At 65.4% G+C, this 14,045-nt stretch carries 10 protein-coding genes; 5 read left to right on the forward strand and 5 right to left on the reverse strand.

Features of this window, described 5'->3' with window-relative positions:
- Nucleotides 1–89: 89 nt before the first annotated feature.
- On the reverse strand, nucleotides 90–1,655 hold the full coding sequence (locus tag SH602x_RS13340) for a hypothetical protein (protein ID WP_479472778.1): 1,566 nt from the start codon (nucleotides 1,653–1,655) through the stop codon (nucleotides 90–92).
- Nucleotides 1,656–2,104: 449 nt separating this feature from the next.
- Between SH602x_RS13340 and SH602x_RS13345 the strand changes: the two genes are divergently transcribed.
- From SH602x_RS13345 to SH602x_RS13355, 3 genes are all read left to right on the forward strand, one after another.
- Nucleotides 2,105–2,695: an ECF-type sigma factor gene (locus tag SH602x_RS13345; protein WP_479472779.1), complete on the forward strand. Its 591-nt coding sequence runs from the start codon at nucleotides 2,105–2,107 to the stop codon at nucleotides 2,693–2,695.
- Nucleotides 2,696–2,728: 33 nt separating this feature from the next.
- Complete coding sequence (locus SH602x_RS13350; RefSeq protein ID WP_479472780.1) at nucleotides 2,729–4,753, forward strand: serine/threonine-protein kinase; 2,025 nt, start codon at nucleotides 2,729–2,731, stop codon at nucleotides 4,751–4,753.
- 113 nt (nucleotides 4,754–4,866) lie between these two features.
- The gene (locus SH602x_RS13355; RefSeq protein ID WP_479472781.1) at nucleotides 4,867–7,485 is read left to right on the forward strand and encodes an HYR domain-containing protein; all 2,619 of its coding nucleotides are present in this window, start codon (nucleotides 4,867–4,869) and stop codon (nucleotides 7,483–7,485) included.
- A 50-nt stretch (nucleotides 7,486–7,535) separates the two neighbouring features.
- Here the strand turns inward: SH602x_RS13355 and SH602x_RS13360 are convergent, their stop codons facing one another.
- Nucleotides 7,536–7,808, reverse strand: coding sequence for an acylphosphatase (locus SH602x_RS13360; protein WP_479472782.1), 273 nt, complete (start codon nucleotides 7,806–7,808; stop codon nucleotides 7,536–7,538).
- A gap of 181 nt (nucleotides 7,809–7,989) precedes the next feature.
- Here SH602x_RS13360 and SH602x_RS13365 point away from each other — a divergent pair, with 181 nt between their 5' ends.
- Complete coding sequence (locus SH602x_RS13365; protein ID WP_479472783.1) at nucleotides 7,990–9,384, forward strand: hypothetical protein; 1,395 nt, start codon at nucleotides 7,990–7,992, stop codon at nucleotides 9,382–9,384.
- Nucleotides 9,385–9,573: 189 nt separating this feature from the next.
- On the opposite strand, the gene SH602x_RS13370 is transcribed toward SH602x_RS13365, so the two are convergent.
- Together SH602x_RS13370 and SH602x_RS13375 are read right to left on the reverse strand one after the other, a co-directional pair.
- Nucleotides 9,574–11,352 (reverse strand): DEAD/DEAH box helicase, encoded by a 1,779-nt coding sequence (locus SH602x_RS13370; RefSeq protein WP_479472784.1) that lies wholly within the window; start codon nucleotides 11,350–11,352, stop codon nucleotides 9,574–9,576.
- 97 nt (nucleotides 11,353–11,449) lie between these two features.
- Nucleotides 11,450–11,989, reverse strand: coding sequence for a hypothetical protein (locus SH602x_RS13375; RefSeq protein WP_479467973.1), 540 nt, complete (start codon nucleotides 11,987–11,989; stop codon nucleotides 11,450–11,452).
- Between the two features lie 277 nt (nucleotides 11,990–12,266).
- On the opposite strand from SH602x_RS13375, the gene SH602x_RS13380 reads away from it, so the two are divergent.
- Nucleotides 12,267–13,136, forward strand: coding sequence for an alpha/beta hydrolase (locus tag SH602x_RS13380; RefSeq protein WP_479472785.1), 870 nt, complete (start codon nucleotides 12,267–12,269; stop codon nucleotides 13,134–13,136).
- A gap of 73 nt (nucleotides 13,137–13,209) precedes the next feature.
- On the opposite strand, the gene SH602x_RS13385 is transcribed toward SH602x_RS13380, so the two are convergent.
- Complete coding sequence (locus tag SH602x_RS13385; protein WP_479472786.1) at nucleotides 13,210–13,716, reverse strand: hypothetical protein; 507 nt, start codon at nucleotides 13,714–13,716, stop codon at nucleotides 13,210–13,212.
- Nucleotides 13,717–14,045: the final 329 nt, after the last annotated feature.

Consider the following 14,045-nt stretch of genomic DNA (forward strand, 5'->3'; position numbering starts at 1 on the left):
GTTTTGCATGGGCGTAGCGTACTCAGTTCCACGGAGGGCTTACGCCCTCCGCTCGCCGGGGACTGACGCTACGTGCGAATCGAATAGCCTTACGCCAGATCCCGGTTCTCGAACGACGTCAGGGCGAGGAGCATGGCGATCGTCGCGTAGATCACCATGTAGACGCCCGAGATGGCCAGGTAATCCCAGCCGATCACGACGTCCTTCATGATGGCGCCGTCGATCTTGAAGTGATCGAGCGCGGGGAAGATGGTCGCGATCAGGCGTCCGAAGAAGGCCACGATCTCGAACCGTCCGACCGACGACTGCACGATCAGCGGCGTCAGGTGCCCGAGAACGTAGATGGCGCCGCAGATAGTGAAGTTCGCGAGGAACGGCAGCCGGGTCGAAATGGCGACCGAGATGCTCGCCATGACGATCGTTTCCATGAAGGCCAGGAAGATGCCGGGCGCGACCTGCGCCATTTCCTGCCAGGCGACGAGCGCCGACGCTTCGACCGCCGCGTTCTCGCCGCTCTCGTGGATCGGCTTGTAAGCGACCACCGCCAGGAAGACGAGCCCCAGGCAGAGGAACAGCAGGCCGGTCGTCCAGACGATCCCCGAGAGCTTGCCCACGATGAACGACGCGCGACTGATGGGCTTCGACAGCACGGTGAGCGCGGTCTTGCCGTCGACTTCTTCGGCGACGGACTGGCTCGCCGACCAGAGCGCCTGCAGGATGCCGAGCACCATGATCAGCGTCAGGCCGCACTCCTTCAGCATCTTGATGTCGTAGCCGAACGTGTAGAACGGCATGTACAGGAACGTCACGAGCCCCACGCTTCCCAGGCCGATCAGCAGCCAGAAGAAGGCAGTCGACGTTTCGCTCTTGAACGTGGCGAGCGCTACGGCGCTCAGCTTCGGGAAGAGCAAAGCCTGCAGGAAGTAGATCGCGTAGATCGCCAGCACGAAGAGCGCCGTGACCGGAATCGAGGTCGCTTCCGGATGGGCCAGTCGCGTCTGAAACGTCAGCGCCAGCGTGCCGTCGCGGGTGCCGAGGTTCTTGACGTACAGCGTCTCGACGCGGGCCTCGTCGAACAGCGGCGCCTGGCCGATGACGTCCGAGTTCTTGCCCCAGACCTTTTCTTCGTTGGCGCGAACGCGCATCGCGGCGGGCGAGCCGAGCGGCAGTTCGGGCGTCGCGGCGAGGTCGATCTCGGTCGAACTCTCCGCCCGCATCGAGACGATCTCGGCGCGTCGGACGTCGATCGCGACCGGCTGATCCTGCGGAGCCTGATCCAGCGGGGTCGCGGCGATCTCGAACGTGACGGTCTCCGTCCCGACGGCATTCAGCCGGCGAAGCGAGTCGACGACCGCGTCAGGGTTCTCGACGAAGCCCAGGCCGACATAACTGAAGATGGCGAACGCTCCGAAAATGATCGAGGCGTAAAAGAGGGGGCCCTGGAACAGCGAATCGACCAGCATCTCCCGCCGGCGCTCGAACTTTGGCGAGACGCGGGCCAGGCCGGTCAAAATCAGGTAGAGCAGTCCGAACAGCAGCCCGGCCAGGAGCAGTCCCAGCAGCATGCCGACGGCCAACACCCAGAGCGGCGTGAGCCACGTGATCCGGGTCGGATCCGTGTCCTCGAACAGCCGAATCGTACGCAGGATTTCCATGCCGAAACGCGTGCGGAAGATGTCGAAGAGACGGTGCGAGCAGGTTGCCGCCCCCGGGCAGTCAACCGATCCGCAGAAACAGCCAGAAGAGCAGACTAAATCAAGACTTTCGCCCGAACCAGCGCCGGTCGCCCGCAATTCACGGAAGGGGCGAACAATGAAGTGAATGATACGGATTGCGCGGGCAAAAGGCCCGTCGATTATTCGCCACTGCTATTCGCGACCGTGTCGAAGATCGACGTCGCCAGGCTAAGTACGAACTCCTCGCGGCTGGCGAACACGCGGGGAAAGGCGTTTTCGCTGCGGCAGGGTCCCGCGTCCGCCTGCCCTCGCACGATCGACCTCGATGAAGAAGCCACCTCAGCGGGTTGCAATCGCGGGACGATTAGTAAGACTCGATAGCTGCCCATCGAACGGTCACGATATTCGAACCGCGGGAGATCGAGCGGATGGATGAGGCGACAGAAACGCCCGCCGACGCCTTGATCGGCGACGATGGCGATGCCGGTCCCGTCGCGGCCGAGCGACTGCTGCCGGTCGTCTATGACGAACTACGACGGTTGGCCGCCTTCCATCTCGCGGTCGAAGGTTCGGGACAGACGCTCCAGCCGACGGCGCTCGTTCATGAAGTTTACCTGCGGCTGGCGCGGGGCGATTCCTCCGACTGGAACGGGCGCGGACACTTTTTCGGCGCGGCGTCACTCGCCATTCAGCGCATTCTCGTCGAGCATGCCCGACGGCGAAAATCGCTGAAGCGGGGCGGAGCGTTCGTTCGGCAGGAGTTCGACGAAAACGAAATCGCGATGCCGCAGCCCCGCGAGGATCTGATCTCCCTCGCGGAGGCGCTCGAAAAGCTCGATGCGCTGCACCCGCAGCACGCGGAACTCGTTCGCCTGCGCTATTTTTCCGGTCGCACGCACGCCGAAGCGGCGGAAGATCTCGGCGTTTCGAGCAGCACGGCGACCCGCATGTGGAAGTACGCGAAGGCGTGGCTGTACGCCGAGATGACGAGCGAGGAGGAATACTCCGAAAATTCATGACGAGAATCCTGCGCGGTTTTCGCACGGAAGGATGTGGGGCGCTTCCGCGCCAAGGACATCCGCACCGGCGACGTCATGAACGAGCAGGAAGTTTTCTTCGCCGCCCTGGACCTTGAGGGCGCCGCCGAGCGCGAGACCTACCTGGACTCGGCATGTCTCGGGGATTCGGCGATGCGCCGCCGGGTCGAGCGACTGATCCGATCGCACGAGCGAAGCGAAGCGTTCCTGGAAACTCCGGTCCTGGAACAGATCGCCGCGGACGAAACCGTGGGACCGGGAGCCGCGCTTCGGGCTCTTGCCACGGCGCCTGCTTCGCCGGACGGGTCCGTCATGGCCCTGCTGCAACGTTCGGACCGGGTCGCATCGCTGGGGCGACTGGAACGCTACGAAGTCGAGGCCGTGATCGGCCGCGGGAGTTGCGGCGTCGTCCTGCTGGCCGACGACGAAAAGCTCAAGCGTCGCGTCGCGATCAAGACGATGACGCCTGAACTCGCGTCGGTCGCTCCGGCTCGCCTGCGGTTTCTGCGCGAGGCGAGCGCCGCGGCGCCGATCCAGCACGAGAACGTCGCGAGAGTCTTCGACGTTCAGGAATGGCCCATTCCGTACTTCGTCATGGAGTACGTCGACGGAGAAACGCTTCAGGCCTACGTCGATCGGGAAGGCCCGCTGGAGCCTGCGGAGGTCCTGCGGATCGGCATGCAGATCGCCGCCGGGCTGGCAGCCGCGCACGACCAGGGGCTGGTCCATCGCGACGTGAAGCCCTGCAACATCCTGCTTTCGCGGGACGCAGGAACCGCCAAGCTCGTCGACTTCGGCATCGCGAGAATCGTCGACGACGCAAGTCTGACCTATCCCGGGATGGTCGCCGGTACGCCTCGCTACATGTCGCCGGAGCAGGTCCAGGGCCAGTCGGTCGACGCACGTTCCGACCTCTTCAGCCTCGGCAGCGTGCTGTACTTCATGCGTACGGGGGCGCCTCCGTTCGACGCCTCGTCGTCGCTAGCCGCGATGCGGTCGGTCGTCGAGACCGTTCCTCCGCACCTGCGGTCGATCGATCGTACGACGCCCGCCTGCCTGTCGGCGATCGTGGCGAAGTTGCTGGAGAAGAATCCCGACGCGCGCTTCCGCTCGGCAGAGCAGGTTCGCGAGGCGCTCGTCGACTGTCTGTCCCGCGTACAGCGGGGCGAAGACGATCCGACGCCGATGCGTGCGCTGCGTCCCGCAACGCGGATCGTCGTCGTCGGACTCTTCATTGCGCTGGCGACGTTCGGCCTGACGGAATCGCTCGGGGTGACGGGCCTGTTCGCGACGGCGCTGCGAATCGCTTCGCCGCACGGCACGTTGATCGTCGAGACGGACGATCCGGATATCGGCATTCGCATCGACGGCGAGGAACTGGTCCTGACCGGGACCGGCGTCGCGGAGATCCGTCTGAAGCCGGGAGCCCACGAATTCGTCGCCGCGAAGGACGACGAGATCCTGAAGCGGGAACTCATCTCCGTCGAACGGGACGGCAGGCGAACGGTTCGCGTCAGCGCCGAACCGCGACCTGCCGCTCAGGCGGAGGTCGCGCCCGCGGTGAAGCCTCCCGCAGCGAAGCCTCCCGCAGCGAAGCCTCCGGCTGACGATCCGCCCGCCGACGAAGCCTCCGGCGACGAATCTCTTCCCGATGCGATTCCTGCCGACGATGCCGCTGCCGCGCGGGTCGCGGCGATGTTCGACTCGCCCGGAGTATGGAAGGGGACGCGAACGTATCGCCGGGGATTGTTCGCGGGCATCACCGTTCCGTACTCCGTCCATTTCCGCAAGCGGACGGGAACGACGCTGGCCGGCGACAAGTTCGACAACGGGCCGCAACGGAACTTCGCCGTCGTGACCGGCGAACTGAACGGCGCCGAGTTGACCTGGCATGAGCAGGCGCCGCGGGGCGACTCCTTCGACGTGAAGGGCGAACTGATCGGCGACGAGATCCGCTTGACGTTTAGCGGTACCTATCCCAACGGAGCGCCGACCGAGGGGGACGGAGTCCTGAAACGCGCAGCGCCTCCGCCCCGTTGAGTTCCGGTCGCGCGGCACGCCGGTCGACGGCCCGACCCGCTGCAGCCCTCGAGATTTCTGCCTGAACGGCTCCCATCTGACTCCTTCCCGATCCCGAACGCGAGGTGAACGACATGCTACTGACGAGAATTCTCAGCGCCCTTTTAGCGGCGGCGCTCGGCGCCCTCTGCTTCGGCCCCGAAGTTCATGGAGCCGAACGGTTCGTCGTCGTAGAAGCCGATCTCGACTTGACCTGTATCGCAGCGGGAACCGGCGACGTCGTCTTCGGCACATTCGAACAGGCCGGAATCGTGAAGTCCGCGCGGTGGAGCGAGGCCGACGGCTTGACCGTCATCGCCGACGGGGCGAACGACACGCACGTCGTCGCCTGCAGCGCCGACGGATCGGTCGCCGTGGGTTACCTGGTTCGATTGGGCAAGAACCGTCCCTTCCGCTGGACCGAGCCGAATGACATCGTGGAATTCACTTTTGCGGGGGCCGACGGCGGCGAAGCGCGAGGGTGCAGCGCCGACGGATCGTCCGTCGTCGGGTATTTCGACATGACCGGCGGCTACGTCCTGGCCAAACGCGCGTTTCAATGGACGCAATCGGCAAACGTGACCCTGATCCCGACGATCGTGAAACCGACCGAAACATATAACGCAGCGACTTCGTGTTCAGACGCGGGCGTAGCCTTTGGCTGGAGCGGCGGCAACGGGGGCGGCGAGCCGTTTAGGTATTCGACGATCGCGGGACTTTCGATTCTCGCCGCGACTGGAGACATGCCAAGAGCCCCGGTCACGAACGTGATCGCTTCGTCCGACGGGACGGCCGCCGCCGTGAACGAGTCGTTCTTTATCGCCGCGGGATCGAAGACCGCAGTCTGGCGACAAGGCGTCGGATACAAGAACCTGCCGTTGCTATCGACGGACTATAGCGCGCAGACCATCGCACTGTGCATCAGCGCCGACGGAAGCGTCGTCGCTGGTGAAGCGAGCGTTCCCCTGACCGCGTCGATGCATGCGTTCCGGTGGTCGCCGACGACTGGAGTCGTGGACATGGGTACGCTCGGCGGCCCTTCGTCCCGCGCGACCGCCGTGACGGGCGACGGAGAATACCTCTTCGGAACGGCGGACTCGCTCGAAGGAAACGAAGCGTTCGTCTGGGAAAGGACCGGCGGCATGCGGTCGTTGAAGTCGTATGCGCAAGGCCGCCTGCCTGCCGAGACCGAGATCGCGAACTGGCGCTTCGGCGAGATGGTCGTCTCCCGCGACGGTCGCCGGATGTTCGTCGAAGGGACGCGAACGGATAACCAGACGCGAGTTCTGTTTCTGGATCTCGAGCCGCCGGTCAATACGCCGCCGTCGATCGATCCGATCGCGCCGGTCGTGCTCGAGATCGTCGACCGGCAGCGCGTCGTCAGCCTGAACTCCCTGGTCGACGACGTCGACGGTCAGGCGATGACCGTCCGCTGGAAGGTCAACGGCGTCGTGCGAAAGACGACTTCGAACGTCGCCCCGGGAAGCCCGATCGAGTTCACCTTCAGCTACGGATACGGCACGCACGACGTCGTCGTCGAAGCGACGGACGGCTTCGACACGACGACGGCGGGTACGATAGTCTCCGTGGAGGATACGGTTTCCCCCACGATCGTCGTCGCCGCCGACATGGTCGTGCCGACCGATCCGGGCAAGGCGTTCGCGACCGGAGTGACCCTCACGCCGCCTACTGCGCAGGATGCGTCCGGCCATACCGTCACGTTGACCAACGACGCTCCGACGGTCTATTGGCTGGGGTATACGATCGTTACCTGGACCGGCCGGGACATCGGCGGCAACACGGTGACCGGGACGCAGAAAGTGACGGTCCAGGATCGCGAAGCGCCGACGATCGCAGCTCCTGCGAACCTGACGAGGTTCTGCGATCCGGGCAAGCTCTTTGCGACCGTCCCGATTCCCGTTCCCCCGGCGACGGACAACGTCAGCGTCGGCGTTCAGGTGACAGGCGATCCGCGGGGCAGCTATCCGATCGGCACGACGCGCGTGACGTGGACCGCCGTCGACGCGGCGGGAAATATGGCCAGGCAGACGACGGACGTCGTCGTGGTCAATCGCGCTCCCCGCGCGAACGCGGGCAAGAACATCGTCGTCACGACGAAGAGCGAAAAGGGCGCCCGCGTGCGGCTCGACGGACGGAAGTCTTCCGACCCGGACAAGCATGCTCTCAAGTACCGCTGGATCGCTCCTCGCGTGAAGCTCGCAGGACGTTCGGCGAGAAGGGCTTCCGGCTTGTTTCCCGTCGGAACCACGAACGTGAAGCTCTTCGTGACCGACGCCGCCGGCGCCCGGCACGTCGATACGGTTCGCGTTACGGTCAAGCGGAAGAACTCCCGGCGCCGACCGCGCGGGACGCAGGCGAACGACGCGTTCGCCCGTGCCGCGAACTCGTCCGAAGGCGTCGTCGCCCGGGCTGATCGTCCGGCGAAGGCGTTCGCCGCTTACGAGTACGCTCGAACCGCGCAGGGATTGGGCGTCGCGGCGGGAGACCTGATCGCGTGGAACGAAGGTCAGTCGCCGCAAGACGCCGCGTTCGCATACGCCGAGCTGCGACAGTTGCAGCGACGGTACGGCGAACGCGCGGTTCGCGAATTCGTTGCCGCGTATGCCGAGTCAGGCGACGAGCAAGCGCTGGCCGCGGCGATCGACGCCTGGCTCGGAACGCTCTATGCCGGCGCTGATCTGAGCGAAGAGTGAGTTCGCTCCCGGCGCCTGTTCGACCGGCCGTCGGAAGCGACGACGGCCGGTCATGAAGGCAGAACGTCGAAATCGTTCAGGGAATCGTCGGAAGTCGCTGGCTGGCGATCTTCGTGCCGAATCTTTCCTTCGTAGCGCGCCGCCAGATCGGCCAGAAACGTGGTGACGACGCTCGCGGCGCCCTGCACGAACAGTTCGACCGACCCGTCCGGCAGGTTCCGGACGTTGCCGGTCAGGCCGTACTCCTTCGCGAACTCCCGGGCGGTCGCACGAAAGAAGACTCCCTGCACCTGGCCGGAGTAGCGGACGCGGTAGGCGATCATGGGTGGCGCCTCGTGAGGCTGGTCGTAGGGAAAAAGCGGGTCGTCAGGGCGGACAGGGCCGCGTTCCTCCGAAAGAAATCGACGTTCGACGTCGGGGGCAACGAATTGTCGCCGGAAGGGCGGGCAGCGAAAGCTATCTTTGCGCCGAACCGTCGTTCCGATCGACACTTCCCGCGGTCCCATGACGCCGATCGAGACATTTCGATACCTGCTGGTAATGATGGTGGTCGCGAACTGGCTTTGCGGCTTCGCGGCGTCGTGCGCGATCGGAATCGGACCTGACTGGGAATCGACCAGGCAACTCGGAAGACTCGGTCCGGCGCTCTGGGAACGGTTGCTGGAAGCTTGCGAACTGGGAGCGCGTCGCGCTGCCCGGCTCGTGCGTCGCGGCTCGCTCTGGTTCGAGTCCTTCCGACGACGATGCAAGCCTTCCCTGCGCGGAATGGAACATTCTCCCGCGAAGGCCAAGGGGGCGCTGGAGGCTCTTGCGGAGCCGGCTCCCGACCGGCGGTCGTCCGAGGCCGGCATTCTGCTGGGCGAACTGCTTGCCGCGAATAAGGTCTGGAACGCGTGGTCCGCCCGTCGCCGCAGTACGGCTGTGGAACTCGATCGCCTGGCGGTCGAGTCGGAAGTCGACCTGAAGTCGCTGCGTCGCAGCGCGGAACGTCTCCGCGGCACGATGGGCGAATCGGACGTCGAGTGGAACTCGATCTTCGATCGCCTGAAGTCGTTCGGCGACGTCGAGGATCGGCGACCGCTGCGCGACGTGCTCGGTACCTATCGCCGCGACGCGAAACTCCTCGGCGCGGCCGTCTGGGCGTCTGCCGCGGGCATGGACGCGACGCGGATCGATAAAGGACGAAGGAAGATCCGCGAGGCGCTCAGCCAGGAAGCGGCGACGCTCGATCGCATCTGCCGGGCGACCTTCCTCGAGACGGCGAAGCTGCTCGAACCGGTGAAGGCCCGGGATGTGGGTCGTTCGCTCGAAGCGGCAGACCCGTCCAAGTCAGCCGTCGAAGCCTGCATCTGGACGAGTCAGAACCTGGGGCCGACGTACTCCGTCGCGATCCTGGAACCGTTGAACGAAAGCGAACCTCCGACGGCGCTTCATCGCGTCGAGCGATCGGAGCGCCTGCGGGCCGAGCTTCGCGACGCGCTGGGCGTGGACGAGATCCTCGTCAAGGGAACCGAACCTTTCGTCGTCCTGCTCTCGCCCGCGAACGCCGGACGCGCTCTGGCGACGCGACTGGAGACGCTTCGGGCATCGTGGACCGCGCGACTGGCGACCGGTTCGGCGGCCATTCAGGACGAAGCGTTCGTCGGCTCGGTCCACGCTACGGTCACCTCGCCCCTTCCGGACGAGGACGTCTTCGCCCTGTTCGCGCGGCTGGTCGCCTCGCACGAGCGGACGTCGAAAGAACAGGCGGGCCGCGTCGTGCTTTCCGAGAACGGACTGCTGACCGTTCTCGAACAGCGGACGCATCCAGCCGTGGCAAGCGAAGTCGACCCTCCGGCGCCGCGTGAGATTTCTCGCGACGAAGTCGACGCTGGCCTCGCGGTGGCCGTCGGTTCGTGAACGACGCGGGACTTCGACGCTCCTGAGCGAGACCCGTCGTGTGCCATGGCTGGCTTGTCCAGCCGTACGACTTGCGTATCGACGATCCAATCAGAGGCGTTCTCCTCGCCTCAGCACGGCTGGACAAGCCAGCCATGGCACACGGGGCCGTTCGCGAATCCTCTGCTTCTGAGAGCTTCGACCCGACGTTCACGCCGCCTGACGGAGCGGGCCTTTCGGCGTTCGCAGGTTGAACAGGCCGAAGAGGTCGTCGGCGGAGAGCATCGACTTCGCGCTCGGATCGTCGCTTTCGAAGATCGTGGCGAAGAGCGCCCGCTTCTCTTCGAGCACGTCGTGGATCCGCTCCTCGATCGTGCCCAGAGCGTTCATCCGCGTGACGGTCACCGAGCCTGCCGCGCCGATGCGATGAGCCCGGTTGATCGCCTGATCCTCGATCGCCGGGTTCCACCATCGGTCGAACAGGAACACGTACCGGCAGAACTGCAGGTTGAGCCCCACGGCGCCGGCGCCGTAGCTCATCAGGATGACGCTCTTCGACGGGTCCTCCTTGAAGCGCTGAATCACGCCGTCGCGTTTCGCGCTGGGGACGCGTCCGTGAAATTCGAGCGGTCCGAAGCGTTCGAGGTGGGGGCGCATCTTCGTCAGCGTCTCGACCCACTGGCTGAAGACGATCGCCTTCTGTCCGCTGGCGTGAACCTCTTCCATGTCCGCGACCAGGCGTTCCAGCTTGCAACTGGCGCCGGTCAGCGGATCGAAGTTGCAGATCTGCTTCAGACGCAGGACCAGTTCGAAGACGTGCTGCACGGTCAGCTTGTCGCCCATCTCGTTGAGATGGATGACCCCTTCCGATTCGGCCATTTCGTAAGTCGCCTGCTGCTCGGGAGCGAGCGCTAGCGTCTCGTCGCGGAACAGCTTGGGCGGCATGTCGGTCATGACCATTTCCTTCGTCCTGCGCATGACGAAGTCGCTGACCTGCGCGCCGATCTCCCGCGGCGAGAGCCCCTGCCGGAGATAGCCGGGGGCGAGATATTCGAAGATGCCCACCAGGTCGTCGGGGCTGTTCTCGACGGGGGTTCCCGTCAGCGCCCAGCGCCGGGGCGCGGGGATGGAGCAGACCAGCTTGCTCGTGGCGTTCGCCCGGTTCTTGATTCGCTGCGCTTCGTCGAGCACGACCAGATCGAACTTCAGGTTCTCCTCCTCGATTCGCGGAGCAACGTCGCGGGGGAGAATCTCGTAGTTGGCGATCTTGACCGGCGAATCCTGGTCCCACTGAAAATTGCGGCGGGCCTGATCGCCTTCGATGATGGCGATCGGAATCTCCGGCGCCCAGAGCGCGAACTCCCGCTTCCAGTTGCTGACCAGCGGCTTGGGGCAGATCAGCAGCACGCTGCGCACTTCGCCCGCGTTCAGCAGCAGGCGGATCGTGCTGATCGCCTGCATGGTCTTCCCCAGCCCCATCTCGTCGGCCAGGATCGCTTCGCGTCGCGGGTAGAGAAAGCCGATCCCTTCGAGCTGATAGGGGAACGGTTCGAACGGCAGCTCCAATTCCTCGACCTGAACGATCTGCTCCAACGACGGCTGAAGCAAGTAATACAGTCGGTCCTCTAGCTTCACGCAGTCGCGAGGCGGCTTGAGGCGCGTCCGCTTCTTCGGCTTCGGCGGTTCGGCGTCCGCATCGTCAGGCGCAGCCGTCTGCCCGGCGACGGCCTGCTCCGTCGAAGCTGCGGAAGGTCCGACCGCCAGCTTCGCCATGAAGGCCGGTCGAAACCCCGGCGAATCAGGGAACGCGAAGCCGACCACGCGAACGCTCGGATCCTTCACCGGTCCGCCGACGATGCGAACTTCCGTTCGCGGCAGCGTCCAGGTATCGATCTCGGGCCCTGCGCTCCCGAGTCCGTCGCCGAACCGGATACGCTCGATCGCGGCGGGCGGAAGGGCCAGCGCCTTCGCATCGACTGACGAGGCCATCGTCATCGAAGGCGGCGTCGCGTTCCCTGCGACGGCTGGTTGTTCGGCGATCGCATCCATTCGATCGACTTTCTACGGAACGTGAGAAGGAAGGCTCTCAGGCCGCGCGGGCGCCGCGGTGGGCTTCCTCCAGAGCTTCGCGAATCCGCTGGAACGGTTCGGACAGTTCCCACGACGGACTCAGGCGCTGCCAGATCGACTCGACTGCAGAGCGATGATGCGCGGCAGCGGCGTCGAGATACGCCTCCTGCTTGCGGAACGCGACGCCGATCAGATCGTCGGGCCGGCGGACGTCCTCCTCGGACTCTTCCGGCACGTAAAGGACCGGCGGGTCGATCAGCGCTCCCAGCGAGAGCGCGGCCGGACGATTCACCAGGATCAGCGAGGGTCGCAGCGATCCCTTGAGGTTCTCGACGAGCCGCTTTCCGATCTGCTCGGCGACCAGATAGCTTTCCAGCGTCGGCCCGTACAGGATTTCCTGCGTGCGGGAGGCCTTCAGCGGCGCGGAGCAGTGAAACTCCAGCGGCCGTCCCAGGAGATTGAGCGCGAGGTAACCTCCGTACCACCCACGCTCCGGATGTCGGAACGAGGCATAGAAGCCCAGCGCCAGCGAACTCTCCGCGCCGCCCGCCGCCATAGAAATCCTCGCCGAGGGTAGATCGTCAGCCGCTCGCGAGCGTTCGTCCCTGAACGTCGCGACCCACCGGAAGGATCGGGCGCCGGGGCGGTCCGGCTTGATCAGCTCTGTTAAAACCGATTCAACGCGTCGCAAGCCGCCGGAATCGAGCCGAAATCCGCAACTTCGGCAGAACTTTTCGCCCCTCCGGATCGCCGGGCCGTTCGGCTACGATGCGTTTCTGCTGGCATGCCGCCGCCTGCTCCCGCCTTCGCCGTCCACCCTCTCGATCTTTCGAATGCTCGTCGATCTCGTTCGTACGACGTCGCCCGACGGTTTGCGGCTGGACGGCGCTCTGCTGGAACCAGGGAAGCCGGGGGAGGGCGCCGGCGCTGGTACGGCGGTCCTCTGCCTGCATGGCGTCGGGAGCTCCTTCTACGGGTCGAACCTGTTCGAGGCCGTCTCGCCCGCTCTAACGCAGCGGGGCTTCGCCGTTCTCTGGGCGAACACCCGCGGGCATGACGGTCTGATCACGTCGATCACGACCGGCAAGCGTCGACATTTCGGCGCCGCGGCGGAGATCGTCGACGAATGCCGGCTCGACATCGCGGCCTGGACGTCGTTCCTTCGCGAGAGGGGCTACGAGCGCATCGCCCTGCTGGGTCATAGCCTCGGCGCGGTGAAGGCCCTATACGCGGTCGCGAACGACGCTCCGGCGGAGTTCGTCATCGCGGCCTCGCCCCCTTCGCTGTCGTATCGCCGGCTACTGGCGGGCAAAGACGGCGAATCGTTCCGCCGCTGGATCGACGAGGCGAAGCACCTGATCGACTCCGGCGCCGGCGATCGACTGTTCGAGCCGAACGTGCCGTTTCCGCTCGTGATTTCTGCCCGCACGTACTGGGACAAGTACGGAGCCGAGGAACGCTACGAATTTCTCAAGCTTCTGGGCCAGATCGACCGACCGACGCTCTTCACGTACGGAGAGTTGGAGCTTCGTGGCGATGGGACGCCTTTTACAGGGCTGCCCGAGCGGATTCGGGAACTCGCCGGCGAGGGAAGCCGCATCGCGGTGCAGACGATCTCCGGCGCCGATCACTCCTACCGCGGCGTCGCCGAGGTCTGGTCCGCGGCAGTCGCGAAGTGGATCGACGAATTGCCGCGGAGCTGATCGGCCGAACGAAAACGGGCGAAGCCAATAGACTTCGCCCGTCCGAGTTTCGTGTGAGCAGCGAATCGATCGATCAGTTGCTCGAATCGCCGCCGCTGGCCGAGACGGCGATGGCGGTACCCGCCGTAGCGCCGACGATCCCGACGCCGACCAGATTATCGGCCAGGAAATTCCCGATGCCGCCCGGCCCCTGGCTGCGAACGACCTGGCCTTCCGCGAGGACGAGTCCTTCCGCCGCCGCTTCCGGCGCCGCATCGGCGGTCCACAGGCGGACGATTTCCTGCTTGCCGTCGGACTGGACGACGTGCGTGCCGCCGCGGAGCCCCTTCACGGCGAAGACGCCGTCGTGGTTCGTCGTCGCTTCGGCGATCGTCTGACCCTGGAAGGAGACCGCGACCTTGACGTTTTCGCGGGCCGCGCCCTGGCTCGTCACGGCCCGACCGACGAGCAGTCCCTGCTCCTGCAGGCGGACGTCCTGCACGGCGATCGCGGGCTTCGGCGCCGATTCCGCGGCGAACGCGGGAATGACCAGACCGCAACCGACGCCGCAGAACGCGAGGTTGAACAGGATCCGCTTCATAACTCGCTAATCCGTCCGTGGGATTCGCTGCAGGGGCGCAATGTTCCGACGACGTCGCCCTAGGCGTCGCTTGTCTGACCTAGAAATCGGCCGTTCCCGCCATCCAATCAAGGAAAACTGCGGAAAGCGGGGGCCCCCGCACGTGCAGGCGCTCGGATCGGAAGCGCTGTTCGGGTCAGGCAAGACCGACAGGCCGCCGGTCGAGACTCTTTCCCTTGCTTCCGGGCCCAGCCTTCGGGCCCTGCTTCCGGGGAGCGATCTCTGGTCAGGCGGAAGGACTTACTACAATGCCGCCGCGCGGAACAAGAGCTGTATCGTTCCACGTCGCC

It is taken from the genome of Lignipirellula cremea, assembly GCF_056501455.1.

What these genes read in the sequence shown, in the direction of transcription:
- SH602x_RS13385 (WP_479472786.1), bottom strand. Translation starts at nt 13,716, where the DNA reads ATGAAGCGGATCCTGTTCAACCTCGCGTTCTGCGGCGTCGGTTGCGGT.
- SH602x_RS13340 (WP_479472778.1), bottom strand. Translation starts at nt 1,655, where the DNA reads ATGGAAATCCTGCGTACGATTCGGCTGTTCGAGGACACGGATCCGACC.
- SH602x_RS13355 (WP_479472781.1), top strand. Translation starts at nt 4,867, where the DNA reads ATGCTACTGACGAGAATTCTCAGCGCCCTTTTAGCGGCGGCGCTCGGC.
- SH602x_RS13345 (WP_479472779.1), top strand. Translation starts at nt 2,105, where the DNA reads ATGGATGAGGCGACAGAAACGCCCGCCGACGCCTTGATCGGCGACGAT.
- SH602x_RS13360 (WP_479472782.1), bottom strand. Translation starts at nt 7,808, where the DNA reads ATGATCGCCTACCGCGTCCGCTACTCCGGCCAGGTGCAGGGAGTCTTC.
- SH602x_RS13370 (WP_479472784.1), bottom strand. Translation starts at nt 11,352, where the DNA reads ATGGCCTCGTCAGTCGATGCGAAGGCGCTGGCCCTTCCGCCCGCCGCG.
- SH602x_RS13375 (WP_479467973.1), bottom strand. Translation starts at nt 11,989, where the DNA reads ATGGCGGCGGGCGGCGCGGAGAGTTCGCTGGCGCTGGGCTTCTATGCC.
- SH602x_RS13365 (WP_479472783.1), top strand. Translation starts at nt 7,990, where the DNA reads ATGACGCCGATCGAGACATTTCGATACCTGCTGGTAATGATGGTGGTC.
- SH602x_RS13380 (WP_479472785.1), top strand. Translation starts at nt 12,267, where the DNA reads ATGCTCGTCGATCTCGTTCGTACGACGTCGCCCGACGGTTTGCGGCTG.